Annotated in this window: 15 protein-coding genes and 1 pseudogene; 8 read left to right on the top strand and 8 right to left on the bottom strand. The window is 66.3% G+C overall.

The window, feature by feature from the left end; all coding sequences use genetic code 11:
• From BST40_RS18560 to BST40_RS18545, 4 genes and pseudogenes are all read right to left on the bottom strand, one after another.
• A pseudogene (locus tag BST40_RS18560) lies at positions 1-323 on the bottom strand (lytic transglycosylase domain-containing protein); the annotation flags it as partial.
• A gap of 113 nt (positions 324-436) precedes the next feature.
• Complete coding sequence (locus BST40_RS18555) at positions 437-979, bottom strand: DUF1003 domain-containing protein (protein ID WP_075545563.1); 543 nt, start codon at positions 977-979, stop codon at positions 437-439.
• Positions 976-2,283, bottom strand: coding sequence for a magnesium transporter MgtE N-terminal domain-containing protein (locus BST40_RS18550; protein WP_083155067.1), 1,308 nt, complete (start codon positions 2,281-2,283; stop codon positions 976-978). Before BST40_RS18550 ends, BST40_RS18555 begins: the two co-directional genes overlap by 4 nt.
• Positions 2,284-2,335: 52 nt before the next feature.
• On the bottom strand, positions 2,336-3,010 hold the full coding sequence (locus BST40_RS18545) for a DUF4190 domain-containing protein (RefSeq protein ID WP_075545561.1): 675 nt from the start codon (positions 3,008-3,010) through the stop codon (positions 2,336-2,338).
• A gap of 225 nt (positions 3,011-3,235) precedes the next feature.
• On the opposite strand from BST40_RS18545, the gene BST40_RS18540 reads away from it, so the two are divergent.
• Genes BST40_RS18540 through BST40_RS18520 form a run of 5 tightly spaced genes read left to right on the top strand, consistent with a single transcriptional unit; the run spans position 3,236 to position 8,089 of the window.
• Positions 3,236-3,763: a general stress protein gene (locus BST40_RS18540; protein WP_023366448.1), complete on the top strand. Its 528-nt coding sequence runs from the start codon at positions 3,236-3,238 to the stop codon at positions 3,761-3,763.
• Between the two features lie 20 nt (positions 3,764-3,783).
• The gene (locus BST40_RS18535) at positions 3,784-5,178 is read left to right on the top strand and encodes an extracellular solute-binding protein (protein ID WP_373420050.1); all 1,395 of its coding nucleotides are present in this window, start codon (positions 3,784-3,786) and stop codon (positions 5,176-5,178) included.
• Positions 5,175-6,086 (top strand): carbohydrate ABC transporter permease, encoded by a 912-nt coding sequence (locus tag BST40_RS18530; protein ID WP_176357887.1) that lies wholly within the window; start codon positions 5,175-5,177, stop codon positions 6,084-6,086. Before BST40_RS18535 ends, BST40_RS18530 begins: the two co-directional genes overlap by 4 nt.
• A gap of 4 nt (positions 6,087-6,090) precedes the next feature.
• Complete coding sequence (locus BST40_RS18525; RefSeq protein WP_089025216.1) at positions 6,091-6,915, top strand: carbohydrate ABC transporter permease; 825 nt, start codon at positions 6,091-6,093, stop codon at positions 6,913-6,915.
• Between the two features lie 4 nt (positions 6,916-6,919).
• Entirely contained in the window at positions 6,920-8,089 is a 1,170-nt protein-coding gene (locus BST40_RS18520) for an ABC transporter ATP-binding protein (protein WP_075545559.1), read from the top strand.
• A 172-nt stretch (positions 8,090-8,261) separates the two neighbouring features.
• On the opposite strand, the gene corA is transcribed toward BST40_RS18520, so the two are convergent.
• Positions 8,262-9,362 carry a magnesium/cobalt transporter CorA gene (corA, locus tag BST40_RS18515; RefSeq protein WP_075545558.1) on the bottom strand — a complete coding sequence of 367 codons (1,101 nt, stop codon included), beginning with the start codon at positions 9,360-9,362 and terminating at the stop codon, positions 8,262-8,264.
• Positions 9,363-9,556: 194 nt separating this feature from the next.
• On the opposite strand from corA, the gene BST40_RS18510 reads away from it, so the two are divergent.
• The 3 genes from BST40_RS18510 (at position 9,557) to BST40_RS18500 (ending at position 12,821) form a co-directional block, all read left to right on the top strand.
• On the top strand, positions 9,557-10,546 hold the full coding sequence (locus BST40_RS18510) for a malate dehydrogenase (protein ID WP_075545557.1): 990 nt from the start codon (positions 9,557-9,559) through the stop codon (positions 10,544-10,546).
• A 245-nt stretch (positions 10,547-10,791) separates the two neighbouring features.
• Positions 10,792-11,973, top strand: coding sequence for an NAD(P)-dependent malic enzyme (locus BST40_RS18505; protein ID WP_075545556.1), 1,182 nt, complete (start codon positions 10,792-10,794; stop codon positions 11,971-11,973).
• Positions 11,970-12,821, top strand: a complete 852-nt coding sequence (locus BST40_RS18500) for a glycine betaine ABC transporter substrate-binding protein (protein ID WP_075545555.1) — start codon at positions 11,970-11,972, stop codon at positions 12,819-12,821. The genes BST40_RS18505 and BST40_RS18500 overlap by 4 nt, the downstream gene beginning before the upstream one ends.
• Before the next feature lie 97 nt (positions 12,822-12,918).
• On the opposite strand, the gene BST40_RS18495 is transcribed toward BST40_RS18500, so the two are convergent.
• The 3 genes from BST40_RS18495 to BST40_RS18485 form a co-directional block, all read right to left on the bottom strand.
• The gene (locus BST40_RS18495; RefSeq protein WP_075545554.1) at positions 12,919-13,752 is read right to left on the bottom strand and encodes an SDR family NAD(P)-dependent oxidoreductase; all 834 of its coding nucleotides are present in this window, start codon (positions 13,750-13,752) and stop codon (positions 12,919-12,921) included.
• 111 nt (positions 13,753-13,863) lie between these two features.
• Positions 13,864-17,553 (bottom strand): multifunctional oxoglutarate decarboxylase/oxoglutarate dehydrogenase thiamine pyrophosphate-binding subunit/dihydrolipoyllysine-residue succinyltransferase subunit, encoded by a 3,690-nt coding sequence (locus BST40_RS18490; RefSeq protein ID WP_075545553.1) that lies wholly within the window; start codon positions 17,551-17,553, stop codon positions 13,864-13,866.
• 185 nt (positions 17,554-17,738) lie between these two features.
• A complete protein-coding gene (locus tag BST40_RS18485) occupies positions 17,739-18,494 on the bottom strand; it encodes a hypothetical protein (RefSeq protein ID WP_075545552.1) in 756 nt (251 codons plus the stop codon).
• Positions 18,495-18,509 lie beyond the last annotated feature (15 nt).

Here is an 18,509-nt window from a genome sequence, read left to right as displayed (position 1 = left end):
GGGGGGGCGGTGCTGGCCGCGGCGACGTGGAAGCCGGTCGGCGGACGCGGGACGGCGATGACCGTCGGTCCGGACAGGTCGACGAGGGGGGACGGGGCGACCGCGGCCACCGGCGTGATTGCGGTGCGCGCCGACGGCGTCCGTGCGTGGGATACCGGTGCCGCGCCGCTGACCGCCCCGGCGAATACCAGGGGGGTGATCATGGCTAGGCCGAATACCGGTGACTTCGTGAGGCGCACTGCCCGCTGGCGCACCGAATCCCACAACTGGGTGGCGCCTTCAGTAACGGCCGGGTGAGCACCCCAGCGGCCCCCTATGCGCACCTCGACCGTCCTCAGTTATGCGAGCCGTCGAATAACTATGCTTCTTAGCCTCGTGAACTAGATCACCATACATAACTCTTGTGACGGGAGTGGCGCAATGGGGGAGTCGGTTCTCACAGGGTTTTCCTCGCTCGGCGTTCCGTCCCGTCGGTCGCCCGTGCCGGGTCGGCTTCCGGATGGGCAGACTGCAAATCGGCCATCAGAGTACGCAGGCTCTCCAGTTCGTGTCGCAGGTAGTCCCGCGTCGGGACCTCGCCGATGGCCAACCGCAGGGCAGCCAGCTCCCGCGCCAGGTATTCGGTGTCGGCCTTGGTTTGTGCGGCGCGGCGCCGGTCCTCTTCCAGGGCGACGCGGTCACGGTTTTCCTGACGATTCTGGGCCAGCAGGATCAGCGGCGCCGCGTAGGCGGCTTGGGTGGAAAAGGCTAGGTTGAGCAGGATGAACGGGTAGGGATCCCAGCGCCAGTGGGCCGCGAACAGGTTCAACCCGATCCAGATCAGCACCAACAGCGTTTGCAGCAGCAGGTAACGGCCGGTGCCGAAGAACCTTGCGATGCGTTCGGTGGTCTGCCCGACGGTCTCGGGGTCCAGCCGCGGCGTGAACCTGCGCGAGGTCCGCGGGGTGTACAGCCGCCGCGGCGCTGGGGGCTTGCTCACAGGGCTCCTCCGGGTTTGGCGGGTCGGCCGGCGGGGTCGAGTTGCTGCACGTCCACCCGCCAGTCCTGCGGCAACAGATGGTCGAGCAGGTCGTCGACCGTCACCGCGCCCAACAGATGGCTCTGGTCATCGACCACCGGCCCGCACACCAGGTTGTAGGCGGCGAAATAGCGCGTCACCGCGGCCAGCGGGGTGTCCGGCGTCAGCGTCAGCAGGTCGGTGTCCACGATCCCGCCCACCAGTTCGGCCGGCGGTTCGCGAAGCAGTCGCTGCAGTTGCACGCACCCCAGATAGTGGCCGGTCGGGGTGGCCGTCGGCGGACGTGCCACAAAGACCATGGACGACAGCGCGGGGGTCAGGTCGGGATCGCGGACCCGGGCCAGCGCTTCGGCAACCGACGTGTCCGGGGTGAGCACCACCGGATTCGAGGTCATCAACCCGCCCGCGGTGTCGGGCGAGTGCTTCAGCAGCCGCCGCACCGAATTGGAGTCGTCGGGATCCATGCGGGTCAGCAACGTCTCGGCGTCATTCGGATTCAGCACCCCGAGCAGGTCGGCGGCGTCGTCGGGATCCATCTCCTCGAGCACATCGGCAGCGCGATCGGTCCCCAGTTGGGACAAAACTTCAGCCTGATCCGATTCGGGCAGCTCCTGCAGAATGTCGGCCAGCCGTTCGTTGTCGAGCGCCCGGAACACCTCGTAGCGGCGTTTGGACGGCAGACCGCGGATGGCGTCGGCGACGTCGACCGGGCGCCGCCCCTCGAACTGGTCCAGCAGTTGTGCCACCGCCTGACCGGGCATGGCCAGGGCGGACGGCGTCAATCCGCGTACGTATTGCCAGTCCACGATATGTACCGGTCCGCGCCGACCCAGCCGTCGGTGGGTGCGGACGGCGACCCTGGTCACCAGCCAGTCGCGGGTTCGCGTTTGCTCGATGCCCAGGTCGGTCACCACCAGGTCGGCGCTGGCCAGCTCCGGCAGGGCAGGGTCGTTCACCTTGACCGGCGTGTCGAGCACTTGGCCGATCGCCAGGACCTCACCCGGCCGCTGTTCGAAGTGGCGTAACGACACGCTGCCGGTGGCGAGTGTCACCGCGTCAGGCTCGATCGCGGCGACTCGCAAGATCGGGATGAAGATGCTGCGGCGGGTCGCCAGGTCGACCACCAATCCCAGTACTCGCGGTTGCTGACGGACAATGCTGATGCTGATCACGACATCGCGAACCCGGCCGAAGGATTCGCCCAGCGGACCCAGCACCATCATCCGCGACAGCCGCGCCACATACACCCTGTTGACCGAGCCCATGATTGAGAGCGTAGGCAGCCCGACCGCAGGTGCTGACGGGTGCTAACGGGTTCTAACGGGACGGAATGCTGAAGATCGCGACGATCAGATAGACCAGCAGCGTCGCGACGCCGATGACGATGCCGGCAACCGCCAGGCCATAGCCGTCTTCTCGGGTTTGCTTGATCTGGTTGAGCGCGATCGTGCCCATCACGATGGACACGATCGAGCCGATGCAACAGAACACGCCCACGAACGATGACACCAGCGAGACGATCGCCATGGTGTTGGTGCCCGGCATCGCCGGTGCCGCCGGGGAGTAATAGCCGCCCATATAGTCCGGCGGCGGGTATGGCGGTGGGAAATTGCCGCCCGGGTAGGAGGGCGGCGGGTATGCGACTCCGCCGTACGGCGACGCCATGGGTGCGGGATACGGGCCCGGGTAATCTGCCTGCGGCGTGCCGTACGGCGAATATCCCGGCGGCGCATAGGTGGGCGGCGAAATCGGCGGCGGATACCCGGTCGCGTAGTCGGACGGATACCCCGCCGGGCCAAGCGGGCCGGGCGGATACCCGGGCGGAGGATACCCGGGTGGGTAGTCGGCGGCTGGCGACGATGCTCCCGGAGCCGCCCAAGGCGCGCCGAACATGGGGGAACCGGGCTGACCAGGGCTCTGCTCACCGGCCGCGGGAGGTGAGGTCGTGCCGTCGTGGGCACCCTCGTCGGGGGAGCCGCCGGAAGCTGTCATGGTGATCAACCTAGCCGACGGGACCTGGCCGACGCCCGGGCGCGGGCGGCGCCGGGCGCCCGTGAAATGACGGCAAACTTCTTCGTCGGGCAAGGCCCTCGCCAGGTGAAATATGGGTATTACCCGGTGCGAGCGGACCGGTTCGCGGTCGTCCTGATAATGCGCGGACGTCCCGAAGATGAAACGATGGCCAGGGCATAGCAGGGCAGAGGAGAATGAAGACCGATGACTAGCCCATTCCAGCCGGGACAAGTTCCCGGCGCGACACCGCCCACCGGGCCTGCTGGTCGACGGGTTGTGCCCGGATTGCCCACCCCGCCCAAAGGCTGGCCGGTCGGGTCCTATCCCACCTACGCCGAGGCGCAGCGCGCTGTCGACTACCTGTCGGAGCAGGAATTCCCGGTCCAGCAGGTGACCATCGTCGGTGTCGACCTGATGCAGGTGGAACGCGTGACGGGCCGGTTAACCTGGCCGAAAGTCCTCGGCGGGGGGGTGCTCAGCGGCGCTTGGCTCGGTCTGTTCATTGGCTTGGTGCTCGGCTTCTTCAGCCCCAATCCGTGGGCCGCGCTGGTCACCGGTTTGGTCGCCGGCGTTTTCTTCGGGCTGATCACCTCCGCGGTTCCGTATGCGATGGCGCGCGGCACCAGGGATTTCAGTTCCACCATGCAATTGGTGGCCGGCCGCTATGACGTACTCTGCGATCCGCAAAACGCGGAGAAGGCACGCGATCTGCTGGCGCGTTTGGCGATCTGACGCCGGTGCCGGTGGCAAAGGTGAGACGGCGGCTGGGCGCGGCCGTGCTGGCGGCGCTGACGGTCGCGTCCGCGGTCTCGGCCTGCGGGTCGCGCAGCCATGAACTGGTGCTCAGCTTCTACACCCCGGCCACCGACGGGGCGACGTTCACCGCTATTGCGCAACGCTGCACCGAGCAGGCCGCCGGCCGATACGTCATCGAGCACGTGAGCCTGCCCCGGTCACCTGACCAGCAGCGGCTCCAACTGGCCCGGCGGCTGACCGGAAACGACCACACCCTGGACGTGATGGCGATGGACGTCGTCTGGACAGCCGAGTTCGCCGAAGCCGGATGGACACTGCCGCTGTCGGAGGATCCCGCCGGGCTGACCGAGGCCGACGCCACCTCCGACACACTGCCGGGCCCGATCAGGACGGCCACCTGGAAGCACCGGCTGTACGCCGCACCCGTGACGACCAATACCCAATTGCTGTGGTACCGGCCGGATTTGGTGCCGCAGCCGCCGGGGAACTGGAACGGCATGCTGGCCGAGGCGGCCCGATTGCGCGCCGCCGGCCAACCGAGCTGGATCGCGGCGCAGGCCAATCAGGGTGAGGGTCTGGTGGTGTGGTTCAACACCGTGCTGACCAGCGTCGGCGGACAAGTGCTCGCCGAGGACGGCAAACGGGTCACCCTGACCGACAACCCCGCTCATCGGGCCGCCACCATCGCCGCGCTGCGGGTCCTGAAATCGGTGGCCACCGCACCCGGAGCCGACCCGTCGATCAGCCGCGCCGAGGAGGGAACCGCGCGGCTGGCGTTCGAACAGGGAAAGGCGGCCCTGGAGGTCAACTGGCCGTACGTGTTCGCCTCCATGCTGGAGAACGCGGTCAAGGGTGGGGTGCCGTTTCTGCCGCTCAACCGCCTTCCCGAGCTGGCTGGCAGCGTCAACGGCGTCGGCGCCTTCGTGCCCAGCGACCAACAGTTCCAGATTGCCTATCACGCCAGTCAGAAAGTGTTCGGTTTTGCGCCCTATCCCGGGGTCCTGCCGGGCCGGCCGGCCAAGGTGACGATCGGCGGCCTGAACCTGGCGGTGGCCAGCACGAGCCGCCATAAAGCCGAAGCATTCGAAGCCGTCCGATGCCTGCGCAACCTGCCGAACCAGAAGTACATCTCGATCCAGGGCGGTCTTCCCGCGGTACGCGCCTCGCTGTACTCCGACCCGCAGTTTCAGGCGAAGTATCCGATGTACGAGATCATCCGTCAGCAGCTCACCGACGCCGCCGTGCGGCCAGCGACGCCGGCCTACCAAGCGGTGTCGCTGCGGCTGGCGGCGGCGCTGAGTCCGGTCACCAAGATCGACCCGGAACGCACCGCCGACGACATCACCGCGCAGGTGCAAAAGGCCGTCGACGGCAAGGGCTTGCTGCCGTGACGCATGCTTTCGTGCGCTCGGGGAACCGCCGGGCCGAACAGCGGCTGGCGTTCCTTCTGGTGGCACCGGCGGCGCTGTTGATGTTGGCGGTGACGGCGTATCCGATCGGGTACGCGGTGTGGCTCAGCCTGCAGCGCAACAACCTGGCTACCCCCAGCGAGACGGCGTTCATCGGATTGGAGAACTACCGAACCGTTCTGACCGACCGGTATTGGTGGACGGCGCTGACGGTGACGCTGGCGATCACGGTGGTGTCGGTGACGCTCGAGTTTGTGCTGGGTTTGGCGCTGGCGCTGGTGATGCACCGCACGCTGATCGGCAAGGGGTTGGTGCGCACCGCGGTGCTGATCCCGTACGGAATCGTCACGGTGGTCGCGTCGTACAGCTGGTACTACGCCTGGACCCCGGGCACCGGATACCTGGCCAACCTGCTGCCGCACGGTAGCGCGCCGCTGACCCACCAGGTCCCGTCGCTGGGTGTCGTGGTGATTGCCGAGGTGTGGAAGACGACGCCGTTCATGTCGCTGCTGCTGCTGGCCGGGTTGGCGCTGGTGCCCGAGGATCTGTTGAAGGCCGCGCAAGTGGACGGGGCCGGCGCTTGGCGGCGGTTGACCAAGGTCATCCTGCCGATCATCAAGCCGGCGGTGGTGGTGGCACTGTTGTTTCGGACTCTGGACGCCTTTCGCATTTTCGACAACATCTATGTGTTGACCGCTGGCGAGAACAACACCGAGTCGGTGTCAATCCTGGGCTACGACAACCTGTTCAAAGGTTTCAACGTCGGTCTCGGCTCGGCGATCAGCGTGCTGATCTTCGGCTGCGTGGCCATCATCGCGCTGATGTTCGTCAAGTTGTTCGGCGCTCAACAACCAACAGAAGCTCCAGGGAGTGACGTGGATGGCCGCTGAGCCGTTGGGAGCCCGTCGGGCCATGTTTTGGGCTGTCGTTGACACAGTTGTCGTGGTGTATGCGTTGCTTCCGGTGCTGTGGATTTTCAGCTTGTCGCTCAAGCCGACGTCGACTGTCAAGGACGGCAAGCTGATTCCGTCGTCGGTGACCCTGGACAACTACCGCGGCGTATTCCGGGGCGAATTCTTCAGCTCGGCGTTGATCAACTCCATCGGAATCGGGTTGATCACCACGGTGATTGCGGTGCTGCTCGGTGCGATGGCGGCTTATGCTGTGGCCCGGCTGGAGTTTTCGGGCAAGCGGGTTCTGATCGGGGCCACCCTGCTGATCACCATGTTCCCGGCAATCTCGTTGGTGACACCGTTGTTCAACATCGAGCGCGCTGTCGGTCTGTTCGACACCTGGCCGGGCTTGATCCTGCCGTACATCACTTTCGCTCTGCCGCTTGCTATTTACACGCTGTCGGCATTCTTCCGGGAGGTCCCTTGGGATCTGGAGAAAGCGGCCAAGATGGACGGCGCCGCACCGGGGCAGGCCTTCCGTAAGGTGATCGCACCGCTGGCGGCTCCGGGGTTGGTGACCGCCGCGATTCTGGTGTTCATTTTCGCCTGGAACGAGCTGCTGCTCGCGCTGTCGCTGACCGCGACCAAGGCCGCGATCACCGCGCCGGTGGCGATCGCCAACTTCACCGGTAGTTCGCAGTTCGAGGAGCCGACGGGATCCATCGCGGCCGGAGCTATCGTGATCACGGTTCCGATCATCGTCTTCGTTCTCGTCTTCCAACGACGGATTGTCGCCGGCTTGACGTCCGGGGCTGTGAAGGGATAGGGCAATGGCCGAAATCGTGCTCGAGCATGTGAGTAAGAGTTATCCCAACGGCGCGACGGCGGTGGACGACCTCAGTCTCGCCATCGGCGACGGCGAATTCCTGATTCTGGTCGGGCCGTCCGGCTGTGGCAAGACCACCACCCTGAATATGATTGCCGGCCTAGAGGATATCTCGTCGGGAGAACTGCGCATCGATGGTCAGCGGGTCAACGAGAAGGCGCCCAAAGACCGCGATATCGCCATGGTGTTCCAGTCGTATGCGCTCTATCCACATATGACCGTGCGGCAGAATATCGCGTTTCCGTTGACGCTGGCCAAGATGAAGAAGGCCGACATCGCGCAGAAGGTCTCCGAGACGGCCAAAATCCTTGACCTGACCGACCTTCTGGATCGCAAGCCTTCACAGTTGTCGGGCGGGCAACGCCAGCGGGTCGCGATGGGCCGGGCGATCGTGCGTCACCCCAAGGCCTTCCTGATGGACGAGCCGCTGTCCAATCTGGACGCCAAACTCCGGGTACAGATGCGCGGCGAGATCGCCCGGCTGCAGAAGAGGCTGGGCACCACCACCGTCTACGTCACCCACGACCAGACCGAGGCCATGACGCTGGGGGATCGAGTGGTGGTGATGCACGGCGGTGTTGCGCAGCAGATCGGTACGCCCACAGAGCTTTACGAGCATCCGGCCAACGTATTCGTGGCGGGCTTCATCGGCTCACCGACGATGAATTTCTTTCCCGCGACGCTGACGTCGATCGGGCTCACCCTGCCCTTCGGTGAGGTGACACTGGCACCGGACGTGCAAGAGCGGATCGCCGCTCGCGCGAAAACCAAGAACGTCATCGTCGGTGTGCGGCCGGAGCATATTCAGGACGCCGCAGTGATCGATGCCTACCAACGCATCAAGGCGCTCACCTTTCAGGTCGGCGTCGATTTGGTCGAATCGTTGGGGGCGGACAAATACGTCTACTTCACCACCTCGGCTCCGGCCGTGCACTCGGCGCAACTGGATGAGCTGGAGGCGCAGGGGGAAATGCGCGAAAACCAATTCGCGGCAAGAGTTTCCGCGGAATCGAAGGCGGCGATCGGACAGCCGCTCGAGTTGGCGTTCGACACCACCAAACTGACCGTTTTCGACGCCGAGTCCGGTGTCAATCTGACCGTCCCCGCGTCCTGACGGCGGGTCGAGTATGCGTCCTGGGCTCTGACGGCGTGGTCGAGTGTGCGTCCTGGGCGGGCGGTGTGGTCGAGTGCGCGTCCTGGGCGTCCAGCGTGCATCCAGGGCGGCAGAATCGCGAGAAGGACGCCGTGGACGCACACTCGACGCCGTGGACGCGCACTCGCTTGTGCTACAGCCAGTTCCGGTTGCGGAAGCTGAGGTAAAGGACCAGGCAGACGACGACCATGCTGCTGATCACCGCCGGGTAGCCCCATCTCGAGTTCAATTCGGGCATGAAGTGGAAGTTCATACCGTAGATGCCGGCGATCATGGTCGGCACCGCGATGATGCCGGCCCAGGCCGAGATCTTACGCATGTCGGAGTTCTGTTGCATACCGACACGGGCCAGCGCGGCCTGCACCAGCGAGTTGAGCATGTCGTCATAGCTGGCGATCTGCTCGGCGGCCTCGGTCTGGTGATCGGCGACGTCGCGCAGGTAACGGCGGACTTCCTTGGAGATCACGTCCTTGTTCTCGGTTTGCATCCGCTGGAACGCCGTCGACAGTGGGTTGACGCAGCGGCGCAGCTCCAGCACCTCGCGCTTGAGCAGATAGATTGGTTCGACGTCGAGCTTGCTGCCGGGCGCGAAGGCCACTTCCTCGATGCTGTCGATGTCGGTTTCGATCAGCGACGTGACCGCCAGGTAATGGTCGACGACGTAGTCGGCGATGGCGTGCATCACCGCGTACGGTCCCAGCCGCAGGTGTTCGGGATCGGCGTCCATCCGCTTGCGCACCTCAGACAGGCCGCCGTGTTCGCCATGGCGGACCGTGATCACGAAGTCGTTGCCGACAAAGATCATGATCTCGCCGGTTTCGACGATCTCGCGGGCGAGCACCACCGAGTCGTGCGGTACGTAGTTGACGGTCTTCAGTACGAGAAACAGGGTCTCGTCGTAACGCTCCAGCTTGGGCCGTTGGTGGGCGTGCACGGCGTCCTCGACTGCCAGCGGGTGCAGCCCGAAAATGTCGGCCACGTCCTGCATTTGCTGCTGGTCGGGCTCGTGCAGCCCGATCCACACGAAGGCCTGCTGACCCGACTGTTCCCGCTCCCGCACTTCCCGCGATGCGTCGGTATAGGCGTACTTGCCGGGCATCCGCCGGCCGTCGACGTAGACACCGCAATCAACCAACGCCTGTGCCGCCGGACTGCGGGTGGGGTGGACGTGCTGCGGCCGCGATCGCGCGACCGTCCGCAGCGATTCGGGCAGCGCGTCAAATCCTTGAAACATCCTCAGTCTCCGATCGCAGCGCAGGTCTGACCGGGCGGTGGTCCATGCTACGCCGTTTTGCCACGTCAGCGTGGTAGCAGCGGTGTCGGCGCGGGTCCGGAGATTTCCGGTGCGGCCGGTGCGCTAGTTTCGACCCGACACATCACCACCGTGAAACCCTGTTACGCAGATATCTCCACAAGGAGCGAACCGACGTGAGCGCAAGTCCCCTCAAGGTCGCCGTCACCGGTGCTGCCGGCCAGATCGGCTACAGCCTGTTGTTCCGCCTGGCCAGCGGCTCGCTGCTGGGTCCCGACCGCCCGATCGAGCTACGGCTGCTCGAGATCGAGCCGGCGCTCAAGGCGCTCGAGGGTGTGGTGATGGAACTCGACGACTGTGCGTTCCCGCTGCTGGCCGGCGTCGAAATCGGCGCGGACGCCAACAAGATCTTCGACGGCGTAAGCCTGGCCCTGCTCGTCGGCGCCCGCCCGCGCACCAAGGGCATGGAACGCGGTGACCTGCTCGAGGCCAACGGCGCCATCTTCACCGCGCAGGGCAAGGCTCTCAACGAGGTCGCCGCCGCCGACGTGCGGATCGGCGTGACCGGCAACCCGGCCAACACCAACGCGCTGATCGCGATGAGCAATGCCCCCGACATTCCGCGCGAGCGCTTCACCGCGCTGACCCGTCTCGACCACAACCGGGCGATCTCGCAGCTCGCCAAGAAGACCGGCGTCAAAGTCACCGACATCACGAAGATGACGATCTGGGGCAACCACTCGGCCACCCAATACCCCGACGTGTTCCACGCCGAAATCGGCGGCAAGAACGCGGCCGAGGTGGTGGGCGACCAGGCCTGGATCGAGAACGACTTCATCCCGACCGTCGCCAAGCGCGGCGCGGCTGTCATCGAAGCGCGCGGGGCGTCCTCGGCCGCCTCGGCCGCCTCGGCCACCATCGACGCCGCCCGCGACTGGCTGCTGGGCAGCCCCGAAGGCGACTGGGTGTCGATGGCGGTCTTCTCCGACGGTTCCTACGGCGTGCCGGAGGGTCTGATTTCGTCATTCCCCGTGACCACCAAGGACGGCGACTGGACGATCGTCCAAGGACTGGAGATCGACGACTTCTCCCGCGGCAAGATCGACGCGTCCACCGCCGAGCTCGCCGATGAACGCAGCGCGGTCACCGGGCTCGGCCTGATCTAAGCGGTTTTCCCGCTAGACGTCCATAACCTGTTGCGGCCGGCGGTGCCGGGCGTTCCCGGTCCGTCCGTTCCGTCGGGCGGGCCGTCGGGACCGGGTAGGGACCCCCTGCGTCCCATGCACGCCACCGGCGCCGTCGGCACCGTGCGTTCCGCGCCGAAAATCGGCTCGGTGTGAGTGGTTCTCGGTGACCGCCGAACCGCCCGGCCCAGGAGTAGACTCCGGACCGGGCGCAGTACCCTGATGCGGTGCCAAGAATCGTGCCGCCGCAGATCGCCATCGGAAACGACGAGATCTTCGAGGCCCACGTAGCGGGAAAGCTTTCGGTAGCACTGAAGGCGCCGCTGGACACCCAGCGGGCTCTGTCGATCGCCTATACGCCGGGCGTGGCGCAGGTAAGCCGCGCGATCGCCGCCGAGAAGACGTTGGCCGCGCGCTACACCTGGGCGAACCGGCTGGTGGCCGTCGTCAGCGACGGCAGCGCGGTGCTCGGCCTCGGCGACATCGGGCCTGCTGCGTCGCTGCCGGTGATGGAGGGCAAGTGCGCCTTATTCCAGGCGTATGGCGGGCTGAACGCGATCCCGATCGTGCTGGACACCAAGGATCCCGACGAGATCGTCGAAACCCTGGTGCGGTTGCGGCCGACGTTCGGCGCCGTGAACCTGGAGGACATCTCCGCGCCCCGCTGCTTCGAGATCGAGCGACGGCTCATCGAGGCGCTGGACTGCCCGGTGATGCACGACGACCAGCACGGCACGGCGATCGTCGTGCTGGCCGCGCTGATGGGTGCCACCAAGTTGCTCGGCCGCGACATGTCCTCGTTGCGGGTGGCGGTGTCGGGCGCCGGGGCCGCGGGTGTCGCGTGCACAAATCTCCTTCTGGCCATGGGTGTTTCGGACATCACGGTGCTGGACTCGCGTGGCATCCTGCACGCCGGGCGCGACGACATGAACAGCGTCAAGGTCGATCTGGCGCAACGCACCAACCCCGGCGGTCTCACCGGCGGCCTGGTCGAGGCGCTCGAGGGCGCCGACGTGTTCCTGGGGGTGTCGGCGGGCGTGGTGCCCGAGGAGTTGATCGCCACCATGGCGCCGGGCGGGATCGTCTTCGCGCTGTCCAACCCGGACCCGGAAATACACCCCCAGGTCGCGGCCAAGTACGCGGCGGTGGTGGCCACCGGCCGTAGCGACTTCTGCAACCAGATCAACAACGTGCTGGCCTTCCCGGGCGTGTTCCGTGGTGCGCTGGACGCCGGGGCACGCCAGATCACCGAAAAGATGATGGTGGCCGCGGCCGAGGCGATCTACTCCGTCGTCAGCGACGATCTTGCCCTCGACCGGATCGTTCCCAGCCCACTGGACCTGCGCGTCGGGGATGCGGTGGCCAAGGCGGTGGCTCTCGCGGTGGAGCCCTCAGACATCGCGGGGTGAGGATCGGCAGGCTGGCCCCGCTGCTACTCGCGGCCGTGTTCGCGATGGCCGGCTGCGCGGCCAACACCGGCGAAAGTGACTCCGAGCTGGTGGTCGGAGCCAGGCCCGGCTCCGAATCGGTGCTGCTGGCCGACATCTACGTGGCCGCGCTGCGGTCGTACGGTTTTGCCGCGCGCGGCGAAACGGCCGACGACCCGATGGTGAAACTGGACTCCGGGGCGTTCGCCGTCGTGCCGGCGTTCACCGGCCAGATGTTATGGACGCTGCAACCCGACGCTTCGGCGCTCTCCGACAAGGCCGTGTACCAGGCGATGCTCGCCGCGCTACCCGAGGGCGTCGCAGCCGGCGACTACACCACCGCGGCCGAGGACAAACCCGCAGTCATGGTGACGCCGGCGACCTCGACGGCCTGGGGCGGCAGCGAGCTGGACTTGTTGCCGCCCCATTGTGACGGACTGCTCGTCGGGATGGTCACCGGAGTCGACACGCCTTCACGGGTGGGATCCTGCCGGCTGCCGGCGCCGCGGGAATTCGCGGATGACGCAACGATGTTGGCGGCGCTGCGGGCAGGACAGCTGACCGCGGCCTGGACCACCACCGCCAACCCCGCCAATCCCGCCGATCTGGTGGTGCTCAATGACGGAAAAGACGCGCTGATCCGGGCCGAGAACGTGGTGCCGCTGTATCGCCGCAACGTGCTGACTGATCGGCAACGGCTGGCGATCAACGAGGTAGCCGGTGTGCTGGACACCGCCGCCCTGACCGACATGCGCCGGCAGGTGGCGGGCGGCGCCGATCCACAGGCGGTGGCCGGTGCGTGGTTGGCCGAGCACCCGCTGGGCCGCTGAACATCGTGCTTACGGCATCGAGCCTGCGCTCAGGGACACCAGACTGAGCGACCCAAAGGGCGCGCTGAGCGCAGGCTTCGATGTCGACTCCGCAGGGTCAGCGATGCGGCGCCGGGATCAACTTTCCGAATAGCGGCATGAACAGCCGCTGATACCCCGAGCCGGTCACCCGCACCACCAGGTCCAAAATCTTGGCGTCCGCGCCGACGAGCACGCGCGCCCGGTTCTTGCGCACCGCTTCCAGGATGATCTTGGCGGCCCGTTCCGGGCTGGTATGCGCCGCGCGCTTGTCGAACATCCGGGCCAATTCGGCGGCATCCAGCCCTTCGGCGGCGGTGGCGTTACGCGCGATCGCGGTCTTGATCCCGCCCGGGTGTACGGTGGTCACCCCGACCGGATGGCCGGCCAGGATCATCTCTTGGCGCAGCGCCTCGGTGAAGCCGCGGACGGCGAACTTCGCCGCGTTGTAGGCCGCTTGCCCGGCGCACGAGAACAACCCGAACACGCTGGAGATGTTGACGACGTGGCCGTCCCCGGAGGCGATCAGGTACGGCAGGAAAGCCTTGGTGCCGTTCAGGACGCCGCCGAAATCGACGTCCATCACCCGGTCGATGTCTTTGAATTCGCAGACCTCGATGTCGCCGGTGTGGCCGATACCGGCGTTGTTGTAGATCTGGTTCACCTTGCCGAAATGCTCGTTGACCGCGTCGGCATAGGCCAGAACGGCCTCGCGTTCGGTCACGTCAAGCCGATCGGCCTTGACCGGGGCGCCGATCGCCTTCAGCATTTCCTCGGTCTCCGCCAGTCCCTCGACATTGACATCGCTGATCGCCAGGCTGGCCCCGGAGCGACCCAGTTCCAGGGCCAACGCTCGCCCGATGCCCGAACCCGCGCCGGTAACCACGGCGACTTTTCCGGCGAACCCCTGCATTGAGCACCCTCCCTCTGTCGGCTTTCGTCGAGGTTAACCGGTACCGCAGGTACCCGTCCGCAAGGGGGACGCCCAACCCCGCCGTTCCGGCGCACGCTCGCGCTGACCGACTTACCCGAATGCCGTGTCCAGGATCTCCTGCTGCTCGACGGCATGCACCTTCGACGAACCCGACGACGGCGCCGACATCGCCCGGCGCGAAATCCTCTTGAGTCCGGTCAGCTTGTCGGGCAACAACTCTGGCAGCTCCAGGCCGAACCGTGGCCACGCGCCCTGATTAGCCGGCTCCTCCTGCACCCAGAAGTACTCGGTGGCGTTGGCGTAGCGGTCCAGCGTCTCGTTGAGACGGCGTTTGGGTAGCGGGGCCAGCTGCTCGATGCGCACAATCGCGATGTCGTCGCGGTTGTCCTTGGCCTTGCGTGCGGCCAGCTCGTAATAGATCTTGCCGCTGGTCAGCAGGATCCTCCGGACCTTACTGCGGTCGCCGATGCCGTCTTCGTAGGTGGGTTCTTCCAGCACCGAACGGAACTTGATCTCGGTGAAGTCCTTGATGTCGCTGACCGCTGCCTTGTTGCGCAGCATCGACTTCGGTGTGAACACGATCAGCGGGCGCATGATCCCGTCCAGGGCGTGCCGGCGCAACAGGTGGAAGTAGTTCGACGGGGTCGACGGCACCGCGATCGTCATCGACCCCTCCGCCCACAGTTGCAGGAAGCGCTCGATGCGGCCGGAGGTGTGGTCGGGCCCCTGTCCCTCGTGTCCGTGCGGCAGCAGCAGCACCACATTGGACAACTGGCCCCACTTGGCCTCGCCGGAGCTGATGAATTCGTCGATGATCGACTGAGCACCGTTGACGAAGTCGCCGAACTGCGCCTCCCACAGCACCAGGGCATCGGGGTTGCCCACGGTGTAGCCGTATTCGAAGCCGACGGCGGCATACTCCGACAACGGCGAGTCGTAGACCAGGAATTTGCCGCCGGTGGGGGTGCCGTCTTTGTTGGTGGCCAGCAGCTGCAGCGGCCAGAACTCCTTGCCGGTATTGCGGTCGATGATCACCGAATGCCGTTGGGAGAACGTGCCGCGGCGGGTGTCCTGCCCGGACAGCCGCACCAGCTTGCCCTCGGCCACCAGCGACCCCAACGCCAGCAGCTCGGCGAACGCCCAGTCGATCTTGCCTTCGTAGGCCATTTCCCGGCGCTTTTCCAGCACCGGTTGGACGCGCGGATGTGGGGTGAAGCCGTCGGGGAAGGCCAGGAACGCATCGCCGATGCGGGCCAGCAGCGCCTTGTCCACCGCGGTGGCCAGGCCGCGCGGAACCTGCTGCTCGGACTCCACCGACATGCTCGGGTGCACGGCGTGTTTCTCCAGCTCGCGGACCTCGTTGAAGACCCGTTCCAGCTGGCCCTGGTAGTCGCGCAGCGCGTCCTCGGCTTCCTTGAGCGAGATGTCGCCGCGGCCGATCAGGGCTTCGGTGTAGCTCTTGCGGGCCCCGCGCTTGGTGTCGACGACGTCGTACATGTAGGGGTTGGTCATCGACGGGTCGTCGCCCTCGTTGTGCCCGCGGCGCCGGTAGCACAGCATGTCGATGACGACGTCCTTGTGGAATTGTTGCCGAAAGTCCACGGCCAGCCGAGCCACCCACTCGCACGCCTCCGGGTCGTCGCCGTTGACGTGGAAGATCGGCGCGCCAATCATTTTCGCGACGTCGGTGCAGTACTCGCTGGAGCGCGAATACTCCGGCGCGGTGGTGAAGCCGATCTGGTTGTTGACGATGATGTGGATGGTGCCGCCGACCCGGTAGCCGGGCAGGTTCGTCAGGTTCAACGTCTCTGCGACCACACCCTGGCCGGCGAAGGCGGCATCCCCATGCAGCATCATCGGCACCACCGAGAAGCGCTGTTCGCCGTCGGAATCCAACAGATCCTGCTTGGCCCGGACCAGACCCTCCAGCACCGGGTCCACGGCCTCCAGGTGTGACGGGTTGGCGGTCAGCGACACCTGAATGTCGTTGTCGCCGAACATCTGCAGGTACACGCCGGTGGCGCCGAGGTGGTACTTGACGTCGCCGGAGCCGTGGGCCTGTGACGGGTTCAGGTTGCCCTCGAACTCGGTGAAGATCTGCGAGTACGGCTTGCCGACGATGTTGGCCAGCACGTTGAGCCGGCCGCGGTGCGGCATTCCGATGACCACCTCGTCGAGGCCGTGCTCGGCGCACTGGTCGATCGCCGCGTCCATCATCGGGATCACGCTTTCGGCCCCCTCCAGCGAGAACCGCTTCTGCCCGACGTATTTGGTCTGCAGGAACGTTTCGAACGCCTCGGCGGCGTTGAGCTTGCTCAAGATGTATTTCTGTTGGGCCACAGTCGGTTTGACGTGTTTGGCCTCGACCCGCTGCTGCAGCCACTGCTGTTGTTCGGGCTCGAGGATGTGGGTGTACTCCACGCCGACGTGGCGACAGTAGGCGTCGCGCAGTATCGAGAGCACGTCGCGCAGCTTCATATAGGGCGATCCGCCGAAGCAGCCGTCGACCTTAAACAACCGGTCGAGGTCCCACAGCGTCAGCCCGTGGGAGCACACGTCAAGGTCGGGGTGGCTGCGGAACCGGGTCTTGTCCAGCCGCAGCGGGTCGATGTCGGCCATCAGGTGGCCGCGGTTGCGGTAGGCGGCGATGAGTTCGATGACCCGGGGGTTCTTGTCGACGATCGAGTCCGGGTTGTCCGGGCGCCAGCGCACCGGTAGGTAGGGGATGCCCAGCTCGCGGAAGATCTCGTCCCAGAAGTCGTCGGCGAGCAGCATCTGGTGGATGATGCGCAGGAAGTCCCCTGATTCCGCGCCCTGGATGATGCGGTGGTCGTAGGTCGACGTCAGCGTGATCAGTTTGCCGATTCCCAGTTCGGCGATGCGCTCCTGGCTGGCCCCCTGAAACTCAGCCGGGTATTCCATGGCCCCGACGCCGATGATGGCGCCCTGGCCGGCCATCAGCCGCGGCACCGAGTGCACGGTGCCGATGGTGCCGGGGTTGGTCAGCGAAATCGTCACGCCGGCAAAGTCTTCGGCGGTCAGCTTGCCGTCGCGGGCGCGGCGCACGATGTCTTCATACGCGGTGACGAACTGGGCGAATCGCATGGTCTCGCACCGCTTGATGCCGGCCACCACCAGTGAACGTTTGCCGTCTTTGCCCTGCAGGTCGATCGCCAGACCAAGGTTGGTATGGGCCGGGGTGACGACATTCGGCTTGCCGTCGACCTCCGCGTAATGCCGGTTCATGTTGGGGAACTGCTTGACCGCTTGTACCAGGGCATAGCCCAGCAGGTGGGTGAATGAGATCTTGCCGCCGCGATTTCGCTTGAGCTGGTTGTTGATCACGATCCGGTTGTCGATCAACAGCTTGGCCGGGACGGCACGGACACTGGTCGCCGTCGGCACGTCCAGCGACGCCGACATGTTCCTGACGACGGCCGCGGCGGCCCCTCGCAGCACCTGCAGTTCGTCGCCCTCGGCCGGCGGCGGCGCAGCGGCCTTGGCCGGCGCAGCGGCGGGTGAGCCGTTGCCCGCGCCGGCGGCGCCGGCCGGCTTTGCCGCGGGCCGGGCGGGCTCTGCCGCGGGCCGGACGGGCTCGGCCGGCGGGGCGGTCGCAACGGGCTGGTCGTCGGCCGGGGCGCTCTGAGCCGGCTCGGGGTTGTAGTCAACCAGGAACTCGTGCCAGCTCGGATCGACCGAGGAGGGGTCGTCGCGGAACTTGCGGTACATCTCCTCGACCAGCCATTCGTTTTGCCCGAACGGTGAACTTATGTTGGCCACGGCCGCTGCTCGCCTCGATTCTCTGTTCTTGACGTCCTACAAGCGCCATGGCGCGACGCCTGCGATTTCTTGCCCGCCCCGGCTGATGGGGCACCTCATATCCTTGGCGGTCCGGCACGCTTCCGCCTCATAAAGGCTAACGCTTTGCTGGCGATTCGCCAGAGACACCCGGGCCGGCCCGGCCGCTAGCTGGCGTCCCGAACAGTCGGCAGTACATACAGGGTGACCGGCCAGCGAACCGGCGGCGCGCCGAACGCCGAACGCGCATTGCGGACCAGCTTCTTGCCCACCAATCGGTTGCCGATGGCGCCGATGACAGCGCCGATGCCGACCGGCAACAGCTTGCCGAACATCAGCGCCCCGCGCTTCAGCGCGAACCTCTTGGCGAAATACTTGAACATCCGGGTGTTGAACTTCGATACCGCCGGAAGTGGCAGCGACGCAACGCTTTCCGAGACCCAGCCGCCGCTGGTGCGTCCGGAACCCATCAGCTCGGCCACCGCACCCTTGCTGCTGTCGCCGACCAGCACCGCCAACACCAGGGCACGACGCCGCTCCCGGTGGTCGAGCGGAATGCCGTGGACCGAGGCCAGAGCCAGCACCAGCAGCGCGGCGGCCTCGAGGAACATCGCGGTCTCGCCCGCGGCCGCCAGCAGCGCGGCCAGGGTGCCGATTCCGGGCAGGGTGGCGACCATACCGATGGCCGCCCCACTGGCCGTCACGGCGGCCACGAAGCGCTTCTCGATCTTGGCGACAATCTCGGCCGGGCTGGCAGCCGGGTGTGCCCGACGCAGCCGGGCCACGTAGGCCTCGGCCGCCGGGGCCTGGATATGTGAGCTGCGTTCGATGATTTGTGCCAACGCCCGCGAGGACGCTTTGGGCCGGCCCGCGCCGGCCGGGTGCTCGTCGGGAACGGATCTCTTGGATCGTCGAGCGCTCATGTTGCCTCTCCTGAG

The sequence above is a fragment of the Mycobacterium persicum genome (genome assembly GCF_002086675.1).
In the GTDB taxonomy this organism is placed as follows: domain Bacteria; phylum Actinomycetota; class Actinomycetes; order Mycobacteriales; family Mycobacteriaceae; genus Mycobacterium; species Mycobacterium persicum.
This window is presented reverse-complemented; position numbering and strand designations above follow the sequence as displayed.

Bases quoted from the DNA above. Each gene is read 5' to 3' on its own strand.
- BST40_RS18540 (WP_023366448.1), top strand. From the start codon at position 3,236: ATGACTAGCCCATTCCAGCCGGGACAAGTTCCCGGCGCGACACCGCCC.
- BST40_RS18545 (WP_075545561.1), bottom strand. From the start codon at position 3,010: ATGACAGCTTCCGGCGGCTCCCCCGACGAGGGTGCCCACGACGGCACG.
- BST40_RS18520 (WP_075545559.1), top strand. From the start codon at position 6,920: ATGGCCGAAATCGTGCTCGAGCATGTGAGTAAGAGTTATCCCAACGGC.
- corA (WP_075545558.1), bottom strand. From the start codon at position 9,362: ATGTTTCAAGGATTTGACGCGCTGCCCGAATCGCTGCGGACGGTCGCG.
- BST40_RS18550 (WP_083155067.1), bottom strand. From the start codon at position 2,283: ATGGGCTCGGTCAACAGGGTGTATGTGGCGCGGCTGTCGCGGATGATG.
- BST40_RS18485 (WP_075545552.1), bottom strand. From the start codon at position 18,494: ATGAGCGCTCGACGATCCAAGAGATCCGTTCCCGACGAGCACCCGGCC.
- BST40_RS18495 (WP_075545554.1), bottom strand. From the start codon at position 13,752: ATGCAGGGGTTCGCCGGAAAAGTCGCCGTGGTTACCGGCGCGGGTTCG.